Source organism: Nocardiopsis salina YIM 90010, from assembly GCF_000341025.1.
GTDB classification, from domain to species: domain Bacteria; phylum Actinomycetota; class Actinomycetes; order Streptosporangiales; family Streptosporangiaceae; genus Nocardiopsis; species Nocardiopsis salina.
Map to the genome: position 1 here is coordinate 23,233 of NZ_ANBF01000210.1, position 19,011 is coordinate 42,243.

At 71.4% G+C, this 19,011-nt stretch carries 17 protein-coding genes; 8 read left to right on the forward strand and 9 right to left on the reverse strand.

Annotated elements, in window-relative coordinates; genetic code table 11:
• Positions 1-96 precede the first annotated feature (96 nt).
• A complete protein-coding gene (locus D474_RS0123850; RefSeq protein ID WP_017616002.1) occupies positions 97-810 on the forward strand; it encodes a hypothetical protein in 714 nt (237 codons plus the stop codon).
• Positions 811-959: 149 nt separating this feature from the next.
• On the forward strand, positions 960-1,820 hold the full coding sequence (locus D474_RS0123855) for a Rieske 2Fe-2S domain-containing protein (protein ID WP_017616003.1): 861 nt from the start codon (positions 960-962) through the stop codon (positions 1,818-1,820).
• 42 nt (positions 1,821-1,862) lie between these two features.
• On the opposite strand, the gene D474_RS0123860 is transcribed toward D474_RS0123855, so the two are convergent.
• From D474_RS0123860 to D474_RS0123895, 8 genes are all read right to left on the reverse strand, one after another.
• Complete coding sequence (locus D474_RS0123860) at positions 1,863-3,155, reverse strand: benzoate/H(+) symporter BenE family transporter (RefSeq protein WP_017616004.1); 1,293 nt, start codon at positions 3,153-3,155, stop codon at positions 1,863-1,865.
• Between the two features lie 15 nt (positions 3,156-3,170).
• Positions 3,171-5,879, reverse strand: a complete 2,709-nt coding sequence (locus tag D474_RS0123865; protein WP_152477032.1) for a helix-turn-helix transcriptional regulator — start codon at positions 5,877-5,879, stop codon at positions 3,171-3,173.
• The gene (locus D474_RS0123870) at positions 5,876-7,285 is read right to left on the reverse strand and encodes an MFS transporter (RefSeq protein ID WP_017616006.1); all 1,410 of its coding nucleotides are present in this window, start codon (positions 7,283-7,285) and stop codon (positions 5,876-5,878) included. The genes D474_RS0123865 and D474_RS0123870 overlap by 4 nt, the downstream gene beginning before the upstream one ends.
• 238 nt (positions 7,286-7,523) lie before the next feature.
• The gene (locus tag D474_RS0123875) at positions 7,524-8,318 is read right to left on the reverse strand and encodes a 1,6-dihydroxycyclohexa-2,4-diene-1-carboxylate dehydrogenase (RefSeq protein WP_017616007.1); all 795 of its coding nucleotides are present in this window, start codon (positions 8,316-8,318) and stop codon (positions 7,524-7,526) included.
• Complete coding sequence (benC, locus tag D474_RS0123880) at positions 8,315-9,382, reverse strand: benzoate 1,2-dioxygenase electron transfer component BenC (protein WP_017616008.1); 1,068 nt, start codon at positions 9,380-9,382, stop codon at positions 8,315-8,317. The genes D474_RS0123875 and benC overlap by 4 nt, the downstream gene beginning before the upstream one ends.
• A gap of 32 nt (positions 9,383-9,414) precedes the next feature.
• On the reverse strand, positions 9,415-9,939 hold the full coding sequence (gene benB / locus D474_RS0123885; RefSeq protein WP_017616009.1) for a benzoate 1,2-dioxygenase small subunit: 525 nt from the start codon (positions 9,937-9,939) through the stop codon (positions 9,415-9,417).
• Between the two features lie 11 nt (positions 9,940-9,950).
• Positions 9,951-11,330, reverse strand: a complete 1,380-nt coding sequence (gene benA / locus D474_RS0123890) for a benzoate 1,2-dioxygenase large subunit (RefSeq protein WP_017616010.1) — start codon at positions 11,328-11,330, stop codon at positions 9,951-9,953.
• A 230-nt stretch (positions 11,331-11,560) separates the two neighbouring features.
• Positions 11,561-12,334, reverse strand: a complete 774-nt coding sequence (locus D474_RS0123895) for an IclR family transcriptional regulator domain-containing protein (RefSeq protein ID WP_017616011.1) — start codon at positions 12,332-12,334, stop codon at positions 11,561-11,563.
• A gap of 204 nt (positions 12,335-12,538) precedes the next feature.
• On the opposite strand from D474_RS0123895, the gene catA reads away from it, so the two are divergent.
• The 4 genes from catA to D474_RS31990 all read left to right on the forward strand — a co-directional run bounded on the left by catA (position 12,539) and on the right by D474_RS31990 (position 15,260).
• Entirely contained in the window at positions 12,539-13,384 is an 846-nt protein-coding gene (gene catA / locus D474_RS0123900) for a catechol 1,2-dioxygenase (RefSeq protein ID WP_017616012.1), read from the forward strand.
• Positions 13,385-13,464: 80 nt separating this feature from the next.
• Positions 13,465-14,586 carry a muconate/chloromuconate family cycloisomerase gene (locus tag D474_RS0123905; RefSeq protein WP_017616013.1) on the forward strand — a complete coding sequence of 374 codons (1,122 nt, stop codon included), beginning with the start codon at positions 13,465-13,467 and terminating at the stop codon, positions 14,584-14,586.
• 13 nt (positions 14,587-14,599) lie between these two features.
• On the forward strand, positions 14,600-14,878 hold the full coding sequence (gene catC / locus D474_RS0123910; protein ID WP_017616014.1) for a muconolactone Delta-isomerase: 279 nt from the start codon (positions 14,600-14,602) through the stop codon (positions 14,876-14,878).
• A 133-nt stretch (positions 14,879-15,011) separates the two neighbouring features.
• Positions 15,012-15,260: a hypothetical protein gene (locus D474_RS31990; protein WP_152477034.1), complete on the forward strand. Its 249-nt coding sequence runs from the start codon at positions 15,012-15,014 to the stop codon at positions 15,258-15,260.
• 137 nt (positions 15,261-15,397) lie between these two features.
• Here D474_RS31990 and D474_RS0123915 read toward each other — a convergent pair whose 3' ends face one another.
• Positions 15,398-16,210 carry an IclR family transcriptional regulator gene (locus D474_RS0123915; RefSeq protein ID WP_017616015.1) on the reverse strand — a complete coding sequence of 271 codons (813 nt, stop codon included), beginning with the start codon at positions 16,208-16,210 and terminating at the stop codon, positions 15,398-15,400.
• Between the two features lie 80 nt (positions 16,211-16,290).
• Here D474_RS0123915 and D474_RS0123920 point away from each other — a divergent pair, with 80 nt between their 5' ends.
• Together D474_RS0123920 and D474_RS0123925 are read left to right on the forward strand one after the other, a co-directional pair.
• On the forward strand, positions 16,291-17,484 hold the full coding sequence (locus D474_RS0123920; protein WP_017616016.1) for a 4-hydroxybenzoate 3-monooxygenase: 1,194 nt from the start codon (positions 16,291-16,293) through the stop codon (positions 17,482-17,484).
• Between the two features lie 94 nt (positions 17,485-17,578).
• Positions 17,579-18,850: an MFS transporter gene (locus D474_RS0123925; protein ID WP_017616017.1), complete on the forward strand. Its 1,272-nt coding sequence runs from the start codon at positions 17,579-17,581 to the stop codon at positions 18,848-18,850.
• Positions 18,851-19,011: the final 161 nt, after the last annotated feature.

The window sequence follows — 19,011 nt, forward strand, 5'->3', positions numbered from 1 at the left end:
GGAGGGGCGAGTTCGACGAAACGCCTGAATCGGCAGGTCCGCGCGCCGTAGCGTGTGAATCATCCCCCGTGAAGTGTTCCCGGACCTGGAGGAGCCGTGCCCCGACCCCTGCCTGCCGAACACCTGCGCGCAGCCGCCGGCCGCCGCCTCGACGCGCGCTACCCCCACCACGCCGACGACTTCGTGCACGTGGTGGCGCTGGGAAGCTCCGTCGAGGCATCCGACGCCGACCGGCTGGATTCCCTGAGCCTCATCGACGAACTCCGCGAGACCCTGGACACCGCTGAGCGCCGCCATCTGGCCGCCCTGCGCGAGCGTCCGGAACCGGTGGCGTGGAGCAGGATCGCCCGCGCCACCAACATCACCCGCCAGGGCGTCGAGCAGCGGTATCTGCGCGCCCTGGGCGGGCAGGAGCGCAACCCCGCGGTCGGTCGCCAGGTGCTGCAGATCCGCCGGCGCATCGCCCAGGTCTCCGAGCGCCGCAGCGCCGCCCGGTGGGGCCGGTCCGGGCCCGCCGGACGCGACTGGCAGGGGCGGGTGCTGCTCCGCTCGCGCCACGGCCTCTGGGACGCCGAGGAGGGCCTGCTCAGCGGTGTCAAGGGGGTCCCGCCCTCGCTCGAGAACTACTGGCTGCCCTCGCGGGAGTGCTTCGTACGCGCAGAGGACGTCGAGGTGGTGGAGGTGCTCCAGGAGTCCACCCCGTGGGAGGGCGTTCGGCCGGCCCTCTACCGCCGCCAGGGGTTGCCGGGGCATCCGGTGCCGCAGGAGCGCACAGTGCTGCCCCGGGAGACCTCCGAACGGGCGCTCTGAGCACGTTTCGTGTCCGTGCGTCCCGGCCGGGCTCCCACCCGCCGCCGGCGGTGACCGCGGAGATGCCGCACCGGGGAAAGCCCAGGTCAAGAACGGGATTTTCGGTGCCGTGCCGGTGGCGCACCACTGTGTCCGGGTAGCTGTCCACCATGGGATTCGGTGAATACGTACGCTGGCTCGAACGCGACGAACGTCTGGACCCGCTCGTCGCCCGTATGAGGAAACTGGCCCGGAGACTCCCGGCCGGCAGGGTGCGCAACGTCCTGCACGGCGTACAGCTCGGGCACCCCCTCCACCCCATCTCCGTCCACCTGCCCATCGGCACGTGGACGGCCGCGGTCCTGCTGGACGTCCTGCCGGGGGACCACCGCCGCAGCGCCCACGCACTGATCGACCTGGGGTTGCTGGCCGCCGTGCCGGCCGCGGTGAGCGGGACGGCCGACTGGTCGCAGCAGCACAGCCGCCAGCAACGGGTGGGAGCTGTGCACGCGGTGGCCAACGGTGCGAGTGCGCTGTTGTTCGGCGCCTCCTCCCTGGCCCGGTACCGCGGTCGGCAGGCGTGGGGCAGGGGGTTGGCCCTGGTCGGCGCGGGAACGCTCGGACTCGGTGGGTATCTGGGCGGTCACATCACCTACTACCGCGCGGGCGGTGCCAACAGCGCCGACCCCCTCGTCGACCTGATCCCTCCTGGTTGGCACGACCTCGGTCCGCTGGACGGCTTCCAGGACCAGCAAGTGACCGGGAAGGACGTGCGCGGGGTCCCGGTCGTGGTGACACGCTCGGGACAGTCGGTCTCCGCGCTGTTGGGTATGTGCACGCACATGGGAGCCCCCTTGGCGGAAGGCACTCTGGCAGACGGGTGCATACGCTGCCCCTGGCACGAGAGCAGCTTCCGTGCGGACAGCGGAACGGTCGAGGAGGGCCCTGCGACGGCGGCACTCGAGGTCCTGGAGTCGTCGGTCGAGGACGGCCGCGTGTGGGTCCGCGCTGAGCCGGGACCGTCGCGCTGAGCATGCGCGCACCGCACCCGGTAGCCGGGGCTCGCGCCCCGGCTACCGTCTGGGTTCCACCAGCGCCGAGACCGCCAGGCCCACGACGAGGCCCCAGAACGGGGCGCCGACGTTCCACAGCTGCACGTCGGCGACGGTCACCAGGAAACACGCCAGCGCACCCAGCGTGTGCGTCGCCCCGAACCCGGCCACGAAGGCGTTCTGCAACGGCCGCAGCATCGCCAACCCGCCCAGTGCCGCCACGAACGCCGCGGGCGCCGCCGACATCAGCCCCACGAAGACCGGGGCGAACACACCCAGCACCATGGCGAGCACCCCGAGCGCGAGCGCGGCCGTGTACTGGCGTGCACGCTCACCGGTGGCGACCAGCAGGGCATTGGTCGGGCCGGTCAAGCAGGTGGAGACCGCGCCCAGCGGTGCCACACCCACCGACCACACCCCGCTCACGATCGCGGACACGTTCACCGGGGGCCGGTGCCCCGCCGACCGCAGGACCGCCACGCCCTGGCCGTTCTGCACGACCAGTACCGTGATCGCGACCGGGACCACCAGCTCCGTGAGGGCCCTGACGGTGAACTCGGGCGCCTGCAGCAGTGGCAGGGCCACGGGGGGACCCGTCTGCGGGGCACCGCCGGCGCTCCCGGTCAGCACCACCGCGGCCACGCCCACCAGCAGCGCGCCAAGCACCGGTGGCATCCACCGCGCCCACCGGCCCAGCGCCGACAGCAGCAGGAACACCGCCACCATCGGTACCGCCACCATCGGCAGGGGCCCNNNGCCCACCAGGCCCAGCCCGAAGTCCAGGAACACCCCCGCGACCATCGCCATGACGATCGGCAACGGCAGTGCGTCGTTGACCCACCGGACCAGGCCGCTCAGGCCCAGCACCGTGACCAGCACCCCGGTCACGATCAGAGCCCCCAGCACCTCGCTCCACCGCAGACCGCCGGCCAGCGCGTTGCCGACCACCACGGTCCCGGGGATCGTCCAGAAGAACGCCAACGGCGTCCGGTAGTACCAGCTCACTGCGAGGGTCAGCAGACCGTTGGCGAAGAAGACCGCGAAGATCCACGACGCCATCTGCGGTGCGCTCAACCCGCCGGACGAACCCGCGGCGAAGATGACCGCCACCGGCCCGGTCGCAGAGAACACCAGCGCCACCACCGCCGACGCCGCGTACGACGGGCCCAGGTCGGCCAGGACCCTGCGCGGTGAGGGCGGCCGCCGGCCCGGGCGTTCCAGCAGCCGCGTCCGGCCCCCGCCCGCAGACCCGCCGACGGCCGCGCCGTCCTCGGGCTCGCGGGTGTCCCGGCCCTGCTCGGACTGCGTCGTCATCGGAGCTCCTCCCGCTCACGCCTCGGCGAACTTCGCGGCCAGGGCGCTGCGCGAGCGCACCCCGCACTTCGTGTAGATCCTGGTCAGGTGGTACTGGACGGTCTTGACCGACACACACAGCCGCTCGGCCGCCTCCCGGTTGGTCATCCCGGACGCCACCAGCTCGGTGACCGCCCACTCCTGCGCGGTCAGCTTCGAGGGGTCCTCCGAACGCGGCCGGTTGAACCCGCCCGCGCGCAATTCGCGGTCGCACTGCTCCACGTACACCGTGGCGCCCAGGGACACGTAGATCTCCCGGGCCGAGGCCAGCGCCGCGTCCGCCTCCCGCCGTTTGCCGGCCCGGCGCAGCGCCTGGCCGTGGCCGAAGTGGATCCTCGCCCGGTAGTACGGCACGGGGATGTCCCCGATGAGCTCCGACGCCCGCTCGAACGCGCTCCGGCAGCGGTCGATGTCGCCGCGGGCCGCGTGGATCCGTCCCCGGGCCGCGCTGAGTTTGGCCGTCGTCGAGCGGTGCCCGGCCAACGCCGAACGCTCCTCGTGCGGGCGCAGGAACGCGTCGGCCTCCTCGACCCGCCCGGCCAGCACGAGCGCGTCGGAGTACATGTCGTGCCAGGGCCAGAAACCGGGCTGGTGGATGTCGACACTCTCCGACAGCTCCAGCAGCGGACGCGCCGCCCTCAGCACCGCCTCGTGGTCGCCCCGCACCGCCGCGCACTGGATGTTGCACATCGCCGACGGGATGACCTGGATCGGGTACCCCTCCGGCGAGGTGTCCAACCGCCGCAGGTGGTTCCCGGCGGCGGCGTCGTCCCCGCGCAACGCGTGCACCTGCGCGGCGGTCCAGTGCAGCAGCGGGCTCAGCAGCGTCAGTTCGTAGCGCTCGAACCGGGCCGAGGCGCGCGCGACCACCCGCAGCGCCTCGTCCCACTCGCCGAGCACGAAGTGGGTGCGGGCCAGCCACGCCTCCGCCCAGAGCGAGATCCGCGCCGACCCGTCGCCCTCCCGCGTGGGCAGGGCGCTCTCGAGCAGGCCGCGGGCGGGCACCGGGTCGTCCATGGCCAGTGCCACCCACCCCGCCGCCATCTGGAACCGCTGTGTGTGGGTGGCCGAGACCGACCCGATCTCGGCCACCAGGCGCTCGCGCGAACCGTCGCCCTCCCCGTGCACGATGGCCTGACCGAGCGTGCGGATCGCCCACGCCTCCACCACCGCCGACGTGCCCGGTTCCCCGGTCTCCTGGACCCTTTCGGCCCAGTGCACGAGCTGTTCCGGGCGCCACTCGCACAAGGAGTGCAGTACCAGCCGCTGCGCCACGGACGCGAATCCGGCTGGGTCGGTGGCGGGGTCCAGGGCCGCCACCGCTCGGTGCAGGGACGCGTGCGCCTCGCGCCGGCGCCCGCGGTGGATGTCGAGGTAGCCGAGGGAGGCGTCCCGGGAGGGGCAGGGGCGCACCTCCTCCAGCATGGGTGTGTGCAGCATAGCCGCGGGGATGTCGGCCGAGCCGACCAGCGCGTCCACCCCTGCGATGGTCAGGGCGTCGCGGGTGTCGCGGCCGTCCGTGAGCTCGGCGGCGGTCAGGAACAGGCGCGCCGCCGTCGGCCACTCACCGGCGGCCGCATGGACCCCGGCCCGGTCGCGCAGGGCGGCGGAGAGCTCCTCGTCCCCGCCGAGTGCGGCCGCGGCCTGGTGCTCCAGGACGGGGTCGGGCTCCTTCAGCCCCGCAGCCGCACGCAGGTGCAGCTCTCGGCGTTCGGCCGGGGGTACCGACCGGTAGACCGCGGCCCGGACCATGGGTGAGACGAACCGGAAGCAGGTGCGGGCGGTACCGTCCTGCACCCGCAACAGCCCGTGCCGGACCGCCTCGTCCAACCCGGGCAGCGGATCGGGTACCCCGAGCACGTCGCGCACGTCCTCGTACCGGACCGGTTCGTGCAGCACCGACACCAGCCGGGCGGCGGCGGTCCCTGCGGGAGAGCACCGTTGCAGCGCCTCGTGCACCTCGGCGCGCACGGACGCGGGCACCGGCAACGACCGCGAGGTGTCCCGCCAGATCTCGGGGGTGGCCTCGGCCACGATCCGCAGCACCGACGACAGGTCGCCGCCGGTGTGTTCGTGCAGCAGCCGCGCCTTGCCCGGGCTCAGGTGCACACCCGCGGCCGTGTGGGCGAGGTCGCGGATCTCGGCGCTGGTGAGCGGGCCGAGTGGAACTGTGTGGTCGACGTGGCGTTCGCGGAGTTTCCGGAACGCTGGTGACAGGTCGGAGGCCGCGTCGTCGGCCGCCAGCAACACCAGCACCCGACCGCACCCGGCCCTGCGCACCGCCGTGACGAGTGCGCGCAGGGATTCGGTGTCGGTCCAGTGCGCGTCGTCGACCACCACCGTCACCGGGCGGTCGGCCGCAGCGAAGGCCTCGGCCAGCATCAGGGGCGAGTGTGCGGGGCACCCCGCCTCCCCGGGGGCTCCGGGGAGGGGCAGGGTGTCCAGAATCTGTTCGGCCAGGTCGTAGGGGCTGTCGCTGGTCCAGGGCAGGGCCGAGACGGAGACGGTGATCCCGTCGACGCACTGCCGGGTGAAGCGGGAGAGCAGGGTGGTCCGCCCCGAACCCAGCGGCCCTTCGAGCAGGACCAGCTGAGAGCGGTCGGAGCGTGCTGTGGCCTGGTGTGCGTTGAGGGTGTCGAGTTCGTGTCGGCGCAGAGTGGTCACCGGGTGTCCTGTTTCACTCACTTCTGCAGGCTAGAAGGTGCGTTGTCCCGGCTCGCGGCCGAGGCCGCGCCGGTGACCTCGGGTGATGCAACGGCTGCTGCCCGCCGCGCCTCCCGGGGGACGCTCCACGTGACCGCCGCGCCGAGCACCGCGATGCCCGCGAAGACGTAGAAGGAGGCCTGGCTGCTGAGCCCGGCTCCCATGAGCACCCCGCCCACGAGCGGACCGAGGATGCCCCCGAGACGGCCGAATCCGGCGCACCAGGCCACACCGGCCGCCCGCGCCGAGGTCGGGTAGTAGTTCGACACGAACCCGTACACGAGCACCTGGGTCCCGATCGTGCCGACACCGGCCATGGCGACCGCAGCCAGCAGCATCCACACCGGCAGGCCCAGGGTGAGCACGACCAGGGAGAGCGCGGCCAGCCCGAACGTGACGGCGATGATGCGCTGCGGGTGGGTGCGGTCGGCCCGGTAGGAGGCGTACAGCCCGCCGAGGATCGCACCGCCGTTGAGGATCAACAGGAACGCCAGCGACCCCTGGGCGTCGAAACCGGCCTGCCCCATGATCTGCGGCAGCCACGTGTTGAGGCCGTAGGTGAGCAGCAGCCCGGCGAAGCTCATCATGCCCAGCAGCGCGGTCGGCAGCAGGTACGGGCGGCTCGCCAGGAGCGCGAATCCCGAACGCCCGCCGTCGTCGCGTTCGGCGGCGTCCTCGGCAGCGGAGGGCAGGGGCACCCCGGTGCGCTCGGCGACCCGTGCGGCCTCCTCGTCCCGGCCCCGCGACAGCAGCCAGCGCGGCGACTCCGGAAGCTTGGCCAGCGCGACCGGCAGCAGGATCACCAGCGGCAGCGCGCCGATCCAGAAGAGCCCGCGCCAACCGATCGCCTCCTGCAGCAGGATCGCCAGCAGCGAGGCCATCACACCGCCGGCCGGGATCCCGCTGTAGACGATCGCGTTGTACAGGTTGCGCCGGCCGGGCGGGGCGAACTCGGCCACGACCGCGCCCGCGGTGGCCACGAGCGCGCCCACACCGAGCCCGGTGACGAAGCGCAGCACACCGAAGGCGACCACGGAGGTGGCCATGGCGGTCAGCCCCATACCGACCGAGAACCAGACGATGTTGATGATCATCATGCGGCGCCGGCCGACGCGGTCGCCGACGGCCCCGGCGATCAGCGCGCCGACCATGACGCCGACGAGTGCGTAGGAGCCCAGCGCCCCAGCCTGGCCCGGGGTGAGTTCGCCCAGGGCGGTGGGGTCGGCCAGGAGTGTGGGCAGGACGGTGCCGTACACGACGAGGTCGTAGCCGTCGAAGAGTACGGCGATCGCAGCGATGAGGACGACCCAGCGCACCGTGCTGCGGTGGCGGGGCCCGTTCCAGGTGGTGTCGGGGGTCGCGGAGGCGGTCTCCCGGGAAGCAGGCATGGGTGGTCTCCCTTGCGGGCGGGATGGTGCGGCGGGGGTGGGCCGCCGCCGGATGCCATGGATCCGGTGGGACGGGCGGGGGCAGGGCGACAGGAGAGGAGTGGGCAACAGGGGGCAACAGGGGGGCAACAGGGGCACGTGGGGAACGGTGATGCCGCGGGAGCACGGTCCGGGGACGGGCGCGCGGGGAAGAGGCAGGAGCGGGGACCAGGGAGGGGCCGGGGGGTGACCCCTCCCGTCAACCGAGGTCGCCGCCGGCCACGGGCAGCACGCTCCCGGTTATGTAGGAGGCCTCCGGGGACGCCAGGAAGCAGATCGCGGCGGCCTGCTCCTCCAGCGATCCGTACCGGCCCATGAGGGAGTGCTCGGTGGTCTGGTCCACGACCTCCTGGAACCACGCGCGTTCCTGGTCGGAGGCGGCCGACGGCCCGCGCGGCACCTTGCGGGCGGGGGCCTCGGTCCCGCCCGGCGCGGTCGCCACGACGCGTACGCCGTGCGGGGCGGCCTCCAGCGCCAGGGACGCGGTGACGGCGTTGACGCCGCCCTTGGCCGCTGAGTAGGGAACCCGGTTCACACCGCGGGTAGCGACCGAGGAGACGTTGACGACGGTGCCGCCGCCGGCCTCGATCATGTGCGGGAGCACCGCCCGGCAGCACCACAGCGTCGGGAACAGGGAACGCTGGATCTCGGTCTGCACCTGGTCGGCGGTGTACTTCTCGTAGGGCTTGGCCCAGATGGTGCCGCCGACGTTGTTGACGAGCACGTCGATGCGGCCGTGGCGTTCCTGGACCCCGTCGAACACCTCCTCGGCGGGTTCGAAGCACTCCAGGTCGGCGGTCAGGGCCTCGGCACGTCCGCCGTCGCCGAGGATCTCCTCCACGACCTCGTGCACCACCGCCGAACGGTCGACCAGCACCGTCGTGCCCCCCTCGGCGGCGACGCGCAGGGCCACCGCGCGGCCGATGCCCTGCGCTGCGCCGGTGACCGCGACGACCTTGCCGTCGAACCGGCCGGGGTGGACCGAGGCGCTCATCCGGCCACCTTCTCCCCGAGGGAGGACCGCAGGCCCTCCTTCTCCCCGTCGGAGGGTGCGGCGGCCGGGTTGAACTTCTCGAAGTGGAACGCGGCCGGGGTGGTGCCCTCGGCGTCCAGGTGGGTGCGTACCGCCTCGACCATCTTCGGCGGGCCGCACAGGTACACGTCGACATCGCCGCCGTGCAGGTGCTCGGGGCCCATCAGCGACATCACATACCCCTTGTTCGGGGCCCTGCTGTCGGGATCGGCCACGCAGTGGGAGTAGGTGAACCCGGGGAGCTCGGCGGTGTACCGGTCCAGGGATTCAAGCTCCACGAGGTCCTCGTCGGTGCTGACGCCGTAGATCAGGTGCACCGGGTGCTCGGCGGGGGAGTCCTTCATGCGCTCCAGGATCGACAGCATCGGTGCGAGCCCGGTGCCGCCGGCCAGCAGCAGGGCGGGGCGCTTCTGCTCGCGCAGGAAGAAGCTCCCCATCGGGCCGGTGAAGTCGAGCCGGTCGCCCTCCTGCGCACGGTCGCGCAGGTACTCCGACATGAGCCCGCCCTCGGTGATGCGGACCAGGAACGAGACCTGGCGGGCGGAGGGGCCAGAGCTGAAGGAGTAGGAACGCGTGGACCCGGTGCCGGGCACCTCCACGTTCACGTACTGGCCGGGCAGGAACGCCAGCTCGTCGCGCTCGTCGACCTCCAGGGTGAAGGCGACCGTGGTCTCGGACAGGTGCCGGAGCTCGGTGAGGGTTCCGGTGTGGCGGGCGGCGCCGGTCTTGGCGGCGGCCGAGGTGGAGGCCACCCGCACCACGAGGTCGCTCTCCGGGGTCATCTGGCAGGGCAGGCAGTATCCCTCGTCGGCCTCGTCGTCGGTGAGGGCGTCCTCGATGTAGTCTCCGCCGTCGTAGTCGCCGCTCTCGCAGAACGCCTTGCAGGTTCCGCAGGCGCCGTCGCGGCAGTCGAAGGGGATGTTGATGCGGGCCTTGTAGGCGGCGTCGGCGACCGTCTCCATCGGGTTGCAGGAGATCATGCGCGTGACGCCGTCCTCGAAGGCCAGCGCGACCTGGTGCGCCATGGGGCCTCCTTCCGGGGCTGGGGAGTGCGGGATCAGAGCAGGTAGATGTCGACGACGTGGTGCACGCAGTCGTTCTTCAGCACGATCTTCTTGCGGCGGATACGGGGCTGCTCACCGGTCAGGTCCAGCGTCAGGTGCGTGACCCCGAAGTAGGTGTCGGTGGTCTGGTACCGGTAGTACAGCGAGAACCAGTTGTGGCGAAGGTCGATCTCGCCGTCGCGGCGGTCGAGGATCTCCACGTTGGTGATGTTGTGGCCGGTCCGGGGTTCCGGCAGCGACGTCGCGCTGGAGCGGTCGGTGCGGATGCGGAAGACTCGGTCCTCCAGGCCGCCCCGGTTGGGGTAGTAGATGAGCGAGATCTCGCGCCGGGGGTCCTCGGTGAGCTCGCCGTTGTCGTCCCAGGCCGGCATCCAGTACTCGGCCTCGGGATGGTAGCACTCCAACCAGTCCTCGAACCGGCGGTCGTCCAGGAGCCGGGCCTCGCGGTAGAGGAAGTCCTCGACCTCGGCGCGGGTGATGGTGGCGGCGGTCGCGGGCGCGGATGCGGTGATCGTCATGGTCGGTGACCTCAGCTCTGGGTGTTCTGCTCGATCCGGTGGGCGCTCTCCTGGGCCAGGGCCTTGACCATCTCGTCGCGCCAGTAGCCGTGCTGGATCGGGTAGAGCCCCTCGTCCTCGGTCTTGGCGCCGCTGGAGAGCACGTTGTCGAGGCCGATGCCGCGCGCGGTCTCGTCCGGGCCGTTCAGCTGGTGGGTGACGCCGCGGCTCAGGTCGTTCCAGGGGGAGGCGGTGGCCCGGTAGGTCTTCTGGCAGGAACGGAACTCCTCCAGGTCGTCCGGGGTGGCCATGCCGGTCGCGTTGAAGAAGTCCTCGTACTGGCGGATCCGGTTGGCGCGCGACTCGTCGCTCTCGCCCTTCGGCGCGATGCAGTAGATGGTGACCTCGGTCTTGTCCACCGAGATCGGCCGGAAGTGCCGGATCTGGCTGGAGAACTGGTCCATCACGTACACGTTCGGGTAGAGGCACAGGTTGCGGGACGCGCCCACCATGAACTCGGCCTTCTTCTCCCCGAACTTCTCGGCGAGCTCCTCGCGCTGCGGGAACAGGGGCCGGTCCTGCGGGTTGCCCCACCACATCCACAGCAGCAGGTGGCCGTGGTCGAAGGAGTAGTAACCGCCGCCCTGCTTGCCCCAGGTGCCGGCGTCCATCGCCTTGGTCTCGTTCGCGGACTCGCCGGACTTGCGGCGGGCGGTCGTGGCCGCGTAGTTCCAGTGCGTGGAGGAGACGTGGTAGCCGTCCGCGCCGTTCTCGGCCTGGAGTTTCCAGTTGCCGTCGAAGGTGTAGGTGGAGGCGCCACGCAGCACCTCGAGGCCGTCGGGGGACTGGTCGACGAGCATGTCCAGGATGGTCCGGGTGTCGCCGAGGTGCTCGTCGAGCGGCTTGACGTCGGGGTTGAGACTGCCGAACAGGAACCCGCGGTAGCTCTCGAACCGGGCGACCCTGGTGAGGTCGTGCGAGCCGTCCTTGTTGAACTGCTCGGGGTAGCCGCCGCTGCGCTGGTCCTTGGCCCTGAGCAGCTTGCCGGCGTTGTTGAACGTCCACCCGTGGAACGGGCAGGTCAGGGTGGTGCGGTTGTCGGTCTTGCGGCGGCAGAGCATGGCGCCGCGGTGGCTGCAGGCGTTGATGAGGGCGTTGAGCGCGCCGTCCTTGCCTCGGGTGATGACGATCGGCTGGCGCCCGATGTGGGTCGTGAAGTAGTCGCCCACGTTCGGGATCTGGCTGTCGTGCGCCAGGTAGACCCAGTTGCCCTCGAAGATGTACTTCATCTCGAGCTCGAAGAGCTCCTCGTCGGTGAAGACCGACCGGTGCATCTGGTGGCGGCCGTTGGCCTCGTCCTCGATGAGTGCGTCGTCGAGGAGGGAGCGGACATGGCCCAGGGTCTCGGTCACCGGGTACCTCCTGTGGTGCTCGTGAACCCGCCGTGAACAGGTCGTTTCGGCGAAGTTGCCCACCACCTTGACACCCGGTGTCCTGAGTCACACCGGGCAAATGCCTAGGACTGGCCCAGGGTGTCTGGAAGGCGCCCGCTTCGGTCCGCCGTGCTGGGCGGGGGCCGTGGGACGCGGGTCGCCCGACGTTGGAGTCCCAGGTCAGCGAGGTGTCCGAGGTGTCCGGGGTGCTAGGGGCCGGTGAAGCCCATGCGGGCGCTGAGCCGCTCGGCAGCGTCGGTGATCAGGGGCGCCACTTCGTCCCGGAACTCCGCGGCCGAGGCCCGCCCTGTCGAGGTGGAACTGGCCAGGGCGCCCACGGAGGCCCCGGAGGCGTCGCGCACCGGTGCGGCCAGGGTGATCAGTCCGCGTTCCAGCTCGTCGGAGGTCAGGGCGTACCCGTGCTCGCGCACCGCGCCGACCGCCCTGCGCAGGCCTTCGGCGTCGGTGACCGTCGCCGGTCCCAGCTGCTCGAAGTGGGACCCTGCGACCACCCGGTCGACGGTGGCAGGGCTCTCCCACGCCAGCAGCGCCCGCCCCATGGACGTCGCGTAGGCCGGGACCCGGGTGCCCACCGAGACGTTGATGCTCATGATCCGGCGGACCGGGACCCGAGCCGCGTAGACCACGTCGGTCCCGTCGAGCACGCCGAGGGAGGCCGATTCCCCGGTACGGTCGGCCAGCTCGAGCAACAGGGGCTGGGCGGCCTCGGTCAGCGCGTGGGAAGCGGAGAAGTGCCGCCCCAGGCTCAGCACCCGCGGGGTCAGGCGCCAGCGGTCCCCGTCGGTGTCCACGTACTCGAGCCGCTGGAGGGTGAGCAGGATCCGCCGGACCGCGGGACGGGACAGGCCGGTGGCCTCGGCGACCTCGGCCGAGGTGGGGTTCGGCCGCTGCTCGCCGAAGGCCGACAGGACGGTGAAGCCCCGTTCGATGCTCCGGATGAAGTCGCGGTCGTTGCTGGTCATGGGGCCTCCGAGTCGGGGTTTCCGGGTCGTGCCCGCGAAGTCTGGCATTGACAGTGCCGGTGAACCAACGCACACTGAGTTCGTACGCACAGCGGTTCATCAGTACGCACAGCGTACGCCCAGTAGGGGGTTCCCGTTCCCGGCCCGCACCCCTGCGGCGACACCGCTCTGCTCCCGTCCAGCGACATCCGCGAGGAGAACCCGATGACCGCCACCGACGCCCCCACCGCCTCCGGTTCCGGGACCGCCGCCACCGAGAAGTTCACCGCCGAGCGCGTCAGCGCCGACACCCCGCCCGAGCGCCTGGCTGCCATCGCCAAGGACGCCCTCGGCGCGCTCAACCGCGTGATCCTCGACCACGAGGTCACCTACGCCGAGTACCGCGTCCTCAAGCAGTGGCTCATCGACGTCGGCGAGGGCGGCGAGTGGCCGCTGTTCCTCGACGTCTTCATCGAGCACTCCGTCGAGGAGGTCCTGGCCCGCTCCCGCCAAGGCACCAAGGGCAGCATCGAGGGCCCCTACTACGTCGCCGACGCCCCCGAACTCCCGGCCGAGTGCACCATGCCGATGCGCGAGCAGGACCGGCAGGGCGAGCTCCTCGTCTTCTCCGGCCAGGTCACCGACCTCGACGGCAACGGCCTCGACGGTGCGAAGGTCGAACTCTGGCACGCCGACGCCGAGGGCTACTACTCGCAGTTCGCCCCGCACCTGCCCGAGTGGAACCTGCGCGGCACGATCGTCACCGACGAGCAGGGCCGCTACTCCATCACCACCGCGCTGCCCGCGCCGTACAAGATCCCCACCGACGGCCCCACCGGGCAGTTCATCGAGGCGCAGAACGGCCACCCGTGGCGCCCCGCCCACCTGCACCTCATCGTGTCCAGCCCGGGCCGCCACCCCATCACCACGCAGCTCTACTTCCGGGGCGGCGAGTGGGTGGAGGACGACGTCGCCTCCGCCACCAAGCCCGAACTGATCCTCGACCCGGTCAAGGGGGAGGACGGCCTCCACCGGGTCGAGTACCGCTTCGCCCTCGACCCCGCCGAGTAGGGCGGCCCGACCCTCCCGCCCTCGCCGCCGCGGCCCCACCGGGTCGGCGGCCGCCCCGCCCACCGGCACAGGAAGCGCACATGCCCGACCTCACCGTCCGCTCCGTGGACAGCGTCATCCTCGACGTGCCCCTGATACGCCCGCACAAGTTCGCCACCACCACCGCCACCGCCCAGCCGATCCTTCTGGTCACCGTCACCACCGAGGACGGCGTGGCCGGCCACGGCGAAGGCGTCGTGCCCGGCGGCCCGTGGTGGGGCGGCGAATCGGTCGAGACCATGAAGGCGATCGTCGACCGCTACCTCGCCCCCGTCGTCGTCGGCCGCCGCGTGAACGAACTCCCGGGCATCATGACCGACCTGGAACGGGTGGCCGCCAACGCCCGCTTCGCCAAGGCCGCCGTCGACGTCGCCCTGCACGACGCGTGGGCCCGCTCGCTCGGGGTGCCCGTGCACGACCTGCTCGGCGGCGCCTGCCGCGACTCGGTCGAGGTGACCTGGGCGCTCGGCTCGGCCCCCGTCGCCGAGGTCCTGGACGAGATCGAGGGCAAGCTCGAGTCCGGGCTCCACCACAGCTTCAAGCTCAAGATGGGTGCGCTGGACCCCGGTGAGGACACCCGCCGCGTCGCCGAGATCGCCCGGGCCCTGGACGGTCGGGCGTCGGTGCGCGTGGACGTCAACGCTCGCTGGGACCGCTTCACCGCGCTGACCCACGTGCCCCGCCTCGTCGAGGCCGGCGTCGACTTGATCGAGCAGCCCACACCCGGCAACCAGATCGAGGTCCTGGCCGAGATCACCCGCCGCACCGGCGCCACCGTCATGGCCGACGAGTCGGTGTGCAGTCCCCACGACGCCCTCGAGGTCGTGCGCCAGGGGGCGGCCGACGTCATCGCGCTCAAGACCACCAAGGTCGGCGGGTTGCGCCAGAGCCGGGAGGTCGCTGCGGTCGCCAAGGCCCAGGGGATCGCCCTGCACGGCGCGACGTCGCTGGAGGGGCCGGTGGGCACCGCTGCCTCGCTGCACTTCGTGTGCTCCGAACCCGGCGTCAACCACGGTTCCGAACTGTTCGCCCCCCTGCTGCTGGCCGAGGAGCTGCTCACCGAACCGCTGCGTTACGCCGGCGGACGCCTGCACCTGCCCGAGGGGACCGGGCTCGGCGTCGAGCTCGACCCCGACGCCGTCAAACGCTTCACCCGCACCTGATCGGAGGCCCGACATGGCTCTCTTCCACGTCCGCATGGACGTCGACATCCCCCGCGACCTCGACGAACAGGTGCGCGCCGACACCGTCGCCCGCGAGAAAGCCTACTCCCAGCAGCTGCAGCGGGAGGGCACGTGGGTGCACATCTGGCGCATCGTGGGCCAGTACTCCAACATCAGCGTCTTCGACGTGGAGTCCGCCGACGAGCTGCACAAGATCCTGACGGAACTCCCGCTGTTCCCGTACATGGACATCGAGGTCATGCCGCTGACCCGGCACCCCTCGGCCATCTGATCCGGGGGTCTTGCTACTGGAGCCAATATCGGCGCCGAAATCGGTTCTGGTAGCAAGATCCCGGTGATTCCCCGACTACGTTCGCTGTGCGCGGTCCGCTCGGGGCCACAGCAGGGCGAGGAGCTCGTCGCAGGTGCTGGGCGCGGTGGGTACGGAGGAAATCCTCAAAAAGGCAAGCAAGGCACTGCCAAATTTGGAATATTTCTTCACGGAATTCCTTCATCGGGGCTGGGGAATTGGGGGAGAGAGTCTGCTGGGAATATTTCAGAATCACACCGATCTCCAGGGTTCATGCCCTGCAATGTACCCTGAGGTGATGGCCTTGCTGGGGTCCAAAGTCAGCAACGAAAATGCGATTTCACGACCTGGAAACCATCGTTGACGTCACGGGGGGTACCGGTGGGCCCGAATTCCGCGCACCGGGTACGGGGTGCAGCATGCAGCCCGGTGCCGTTGTCGTGGCATGCCCGTGGCCGTTCAACAACCGCGTAGCCAGGTGTTCTTCGAAGCGTCACGGCCTCACGGCTTCGGCACCTTCCGGCCGTCGCCCCCGGCTCCGGTGGCACGGTTCGGCTCCTCGGCCAGGCGCCGACCCAACCCGGTGGCGGCCACCCGCAGCGCCGGGACCAGTCGCTGCAGGTCGGCGCGGACCGAGTGCACCACGATGCCCAGCGCCGCGACCGGGGGAGCTTGCCGGTCGGGGCACACGGGCACCGCGACCGAGCACGAACCCAGTGTCATCTCCTCGTTGGTGGAAGCGTACTCGCGCTCGACCGCCCGGCGCAGGTCCCGCGCCAGCCTGCCGCCCTCGGTGATCGTGTGCCGGGTCCGGGCCTCCAGTCCGCGGGCGCAGTAGGCCTGGACCTCGTCCGGGCCCGACCACGCCAGGAGCGCCTTGCCGACCCCGGTGGCGTGCAGCGGCAGGCGTTCGCCCACCCGGGAGAGGACCGGGACCGATCGGTGTCCGGAGAGTTTTTCCACGTACAACGCGTGGTCGCCGTCGCGCACGGCCAGGTGGATGTTCTCCCGGGTGATCTCGTAGAGGTCCTGCATGAACGGTAGGGCCCGCTCACGCAGGCGGTCGGCGACCGGGGCCAGGAGCCCGGTGCGCCACAGTCGCAGCCCGACCCGGTAACGCCCGTCGGGGTCGCGTTCGAGCGCGCCCCAGGAGAGCAGCTCTCCCACGAGTCGGTGGGCGGTGGCCGGGGCGAGGCCTGCCGCTCGGGCCAGCTCGGCGAGGCTGGCGCTCGGGTGTTCGGGGGTGAGAGCGCCGAGGAGGTCGAGGGCTCGGGCGGTCACTGAGCGGTCGTCATCCGTACGCATGCTCGGCATGCGCACATCATTGCACGGAACTTCCGGTCAACGGAACACACCTCTGGACTGTGACCTGACACACGGGTTCCGTTGACCCCATGCACATTCACGAGCCCCGAACCCAGGTCGCGATCGTCGGCGCGGGCCCGGCCGGCCTCACCCTGTCCCATCTGCTCGCCGCGCAGGGCATCGACTCCGTCGTCGTCGAGGCCCGCGAACGCCACGAGATCGAGGGCACCATCCGTGCCGGGATCCTCGAACAGGGCACCGTCGATCTGCTCTCCGGTTCCGGGATCGACACCCGCGTCCACACCGAGGGCGCCCGGCACGACGGCATCGAACTGCGCTTCGACGGCCGCGGACACCGCATCGACTTCGCCCGGCACGTGGGGCGGTCCGTGTGGCTCTACCCGCAGCACGAGGTGCTCAAGGACCTCATCGCCACCCGCGTCACCGACGGCGCCGACCTGCGCTTCGGCGTCTCCGACGTCGCGCTCGACGGGGTCGGCGGCACCGAACCCCAGGTCTCCTTCACCGACCGCGACGGCAACCGCACTCGGCTTCGCTGCGACGTCGTCGCCGGGTGCGACGGGTCCGCCGGGGTGAGCCGGAAGGCCTTCCCCGACGGCGCTGCCCAGGACCACTTCCGCACCTACCCCTTCGGCTGGTTCGGGATCCTCGCCGAGGCGCCGCCGTCCGCGCCCGAGCTGATCTACGCCCACTCCGAACGCGGGTTCGCGCTCATCAGCAGCCGCACCCCGACCGTGCAGCGCATGTACTTCCAGTGCGACCCGCAGGAGGCCCCCGCCGACTGGAGCGACGACCGCATCTGGGACGAACTCCAGGCCCGCGTCGCCGGCGAGGACGGGTTCTCCCTGAAGGAGGGCCCCATCTTCCAGCGAGGGGTGATCCCCATGCGCAGCTACGTGCGCGCCCCCATGCGCCACGGCCGGCTGCTCCTGGCCGGGGACGCCGCCCACACTGTTCCGCCCACGGGGGCCAAGGGCCTCAACCTCGCCATGGCCGACGTGCAGGTACTCGCCCGCACCCTTACCGACTTCTTCGGCGCCGGCGACGACCGCGCCCTCGACACCTACGGCCCCACCGCGCTGCGCCGGGTCTGGCGCGCCCAGCACTTCTCCTACTGGATGACGTCGATGCTGCACACCGACCCCGGCGGCAGCGACTTCGACCTCAACCGCCAGCGCGGCGAGCTCGACTCGGTCACCAGCAGTCCTGCCGGATCGACCTACCTCGCCGAGGCCTACACCGGCTGGCGCCTGTCCCTCTGACCCCGACCCTCCGGCCCCGACGCCCCCCATCACGCACCGACCGACCGCGTGTGTGCTTCCCGCGCACGCATCACGCCCCTCCAGGAGGCGCCCCGTGAGATCGACCGTCCGCCACGCAGGGTGGGTCATGCCCCTGTGCTGGATCGCCGTCGTGCTCGACGGCTTCGAAATGGTGGTGCTCGGTACCACACTCCCCACCCTCCTCGACGAGGGCCAGTGGGGGATGACCCCGAACACCGCCGGCCTGGCCACCACGGCCGGGCTCGCCGGTATGGCGATCGGGGCGTTGTTCATCGGTACCGTCACCGACGTCATCGGCCGCCGCAAGGTCATGATCTACGCGGTGGCGAGCTTCTCCCTGCTCACCGCCCTGTGCGCCTGGGCGCCCTCGCTGTGGGCCTTCGCGCTCCTGCGGTTCCTGGCCGGTATCGGACTCGGCGGTTGCCTGCCCACCGCGATCGCCCTGTCCACCGAGTACGCGCGCAAGGGCCGTAGCAGCAGCGCAACGACCACCCTGATGACCGGCTACCACGTTGGCGCGATGCTGACCGCCCTGATCGCCCTCTTCATCCTGCCGACACTGGGCTGGCAGGCCATGTTCCTCGCCGGATCCCTGCCGGCGCTGATCCTCGTGCCGCTGATGATCCGCTACCTGCCGGAGTCGGAGTCTTTCGGGCAGCAGGCCCCTCAGCGCCCGGCCGTCGGGGCGAGCACCGACGCGGTCCGTTCCCTCTTCCGGGGCGGCCTCGGGACCTCCACCATCGCGTTCTGGGCGGCATCCTTCTGCGGTCTGCTGCTGGTCTACGGGCTCAACACGTGGCTGCCCGAGATCATGCGCGCCGCCGGGTACGAACTCGATGCCGCCCTGGGCCTGCTCCTGGCCCTCAACACCGGCGCCGTCGTCGGGCTGATCGTGGCCGGCCGCACCGCCGACCGCTTCGGCCCGCGCACCACCAACCTGGTCTGGTTCGCGGTCGCCTCGGTGCTGCTCGCGGCGCTGAGCATCCGCCTGCCCGGTTTCGGCGCGTACGCTGCCGTGCTCCTGGCCGGATGCTTCGTCTTCAGCTCGCAGGTCCTTGTCTACGCCTACATCAGCCGGGTCTTCCCGCCCGCCAACCGCGCGACCGCCCTGGGCTGGTCGGCCGGTGTCGGGCGTCTGGGCGCCATGACCGGCCCCGTGCTGGGAGGCGCGCTGATCACCGCCGGGATCGCCTACCCGTGGGGCTTCTACGTCTTCGCACTGGTCGGGGTGGTCGGCGGCCTGGCGGTCTTCTGCGCCCGCCGCCCTGCCCCGGTCGAACCCGAATACCTGGACGGCGGGGGAGGCCTCGGGCCCCGGTCCCGGGTTCAGGCCACCGATTCCTGACACCTGGCACACGGAACCCGAGTGTGACGACGGGGGCGGCCGAACGGCCGCCCCCGTCGTCATGTGCGGGGGCAGCGGCCGGGGCCGAGCGGTTCCGACGGCAGGGCAGGGCGACCACCACTGCCGCGCGAGGGTCGCGCGCGACCGGGCGCAACCGCCGT

Coding starts and splice junctions, on each gene's coding strand:
- D474_RS0123895 (WP_017616011.1), bottom strand. CDS start 12,334: ATGACCAGCAACGACCGCGACTTCATCCGGAGCATCGAACGGGGCTTC.
- catC (WP_017616014.1), top strand. CDS start 14,600: ATGGCTCTCTTCCACGTCCGCATGGACGTCGACATCCCCCGCGACCTC.
- D474_RS0123920 (WP_017616016.1), top strand. CDS start 16,291: ATGCACATTCACGAGCCCCGAACCCAGGTCGCGATCGTCGGCGCGGGC.
- D474_RS0123875 (WP_017616007.1), bottom strand. CDS start 8,318: ATGAGCGCCTCGGTCCACCCCGGCCGGTTCGACGGCAAGGTCGTCGCG.
- benB (WP_017616009.1), bottom strand. CDS start 9,939: ATGACGATCACCGCATCCGCGCCCGCGACCGCCGCCACCATCACCCGC.
- benC (WP_017616008.1), bottom strand. CDS start 9,382: ATGGCGCACCAGGTCGCGCTGGCCTTCGAGGACGGCGTCACGCGCATG.
- catA (WP_017616012.1), top strand. CDS start 12,539: ATGACCGCCACCGACGCCCCCACCGCCTCCGGTTCCGGGACCGCCGCC.
- D474_RS0123905 (WP_017616013.1), top strand. CDS start 13,465: ATGCCCGACCTCACCGTCCGCTCCGTGGACAGCGTCATCCTCGACGTG.
- D474_RS0123915 (WP_017616015.1), bottom strand. CDS start 16,210: ATGCCGAGCATGCGTACGGATGACGACCGCTCAGTGACCGCCCGAGCC.
- D474_RS0123855 (WP_017616003.1), top strand. CDS start 960: ATGGGATTCGGTGAATACGTACGCTGGCTCGAACGCGACGAACGTCTG.
- D474_RS0123870 (WP_017616006.1), bottom strand. CDS start 7,285: ATGCCTGCTTCCCGGGAGACCGCCTCCGCGACCCCCGACACCACCTGG.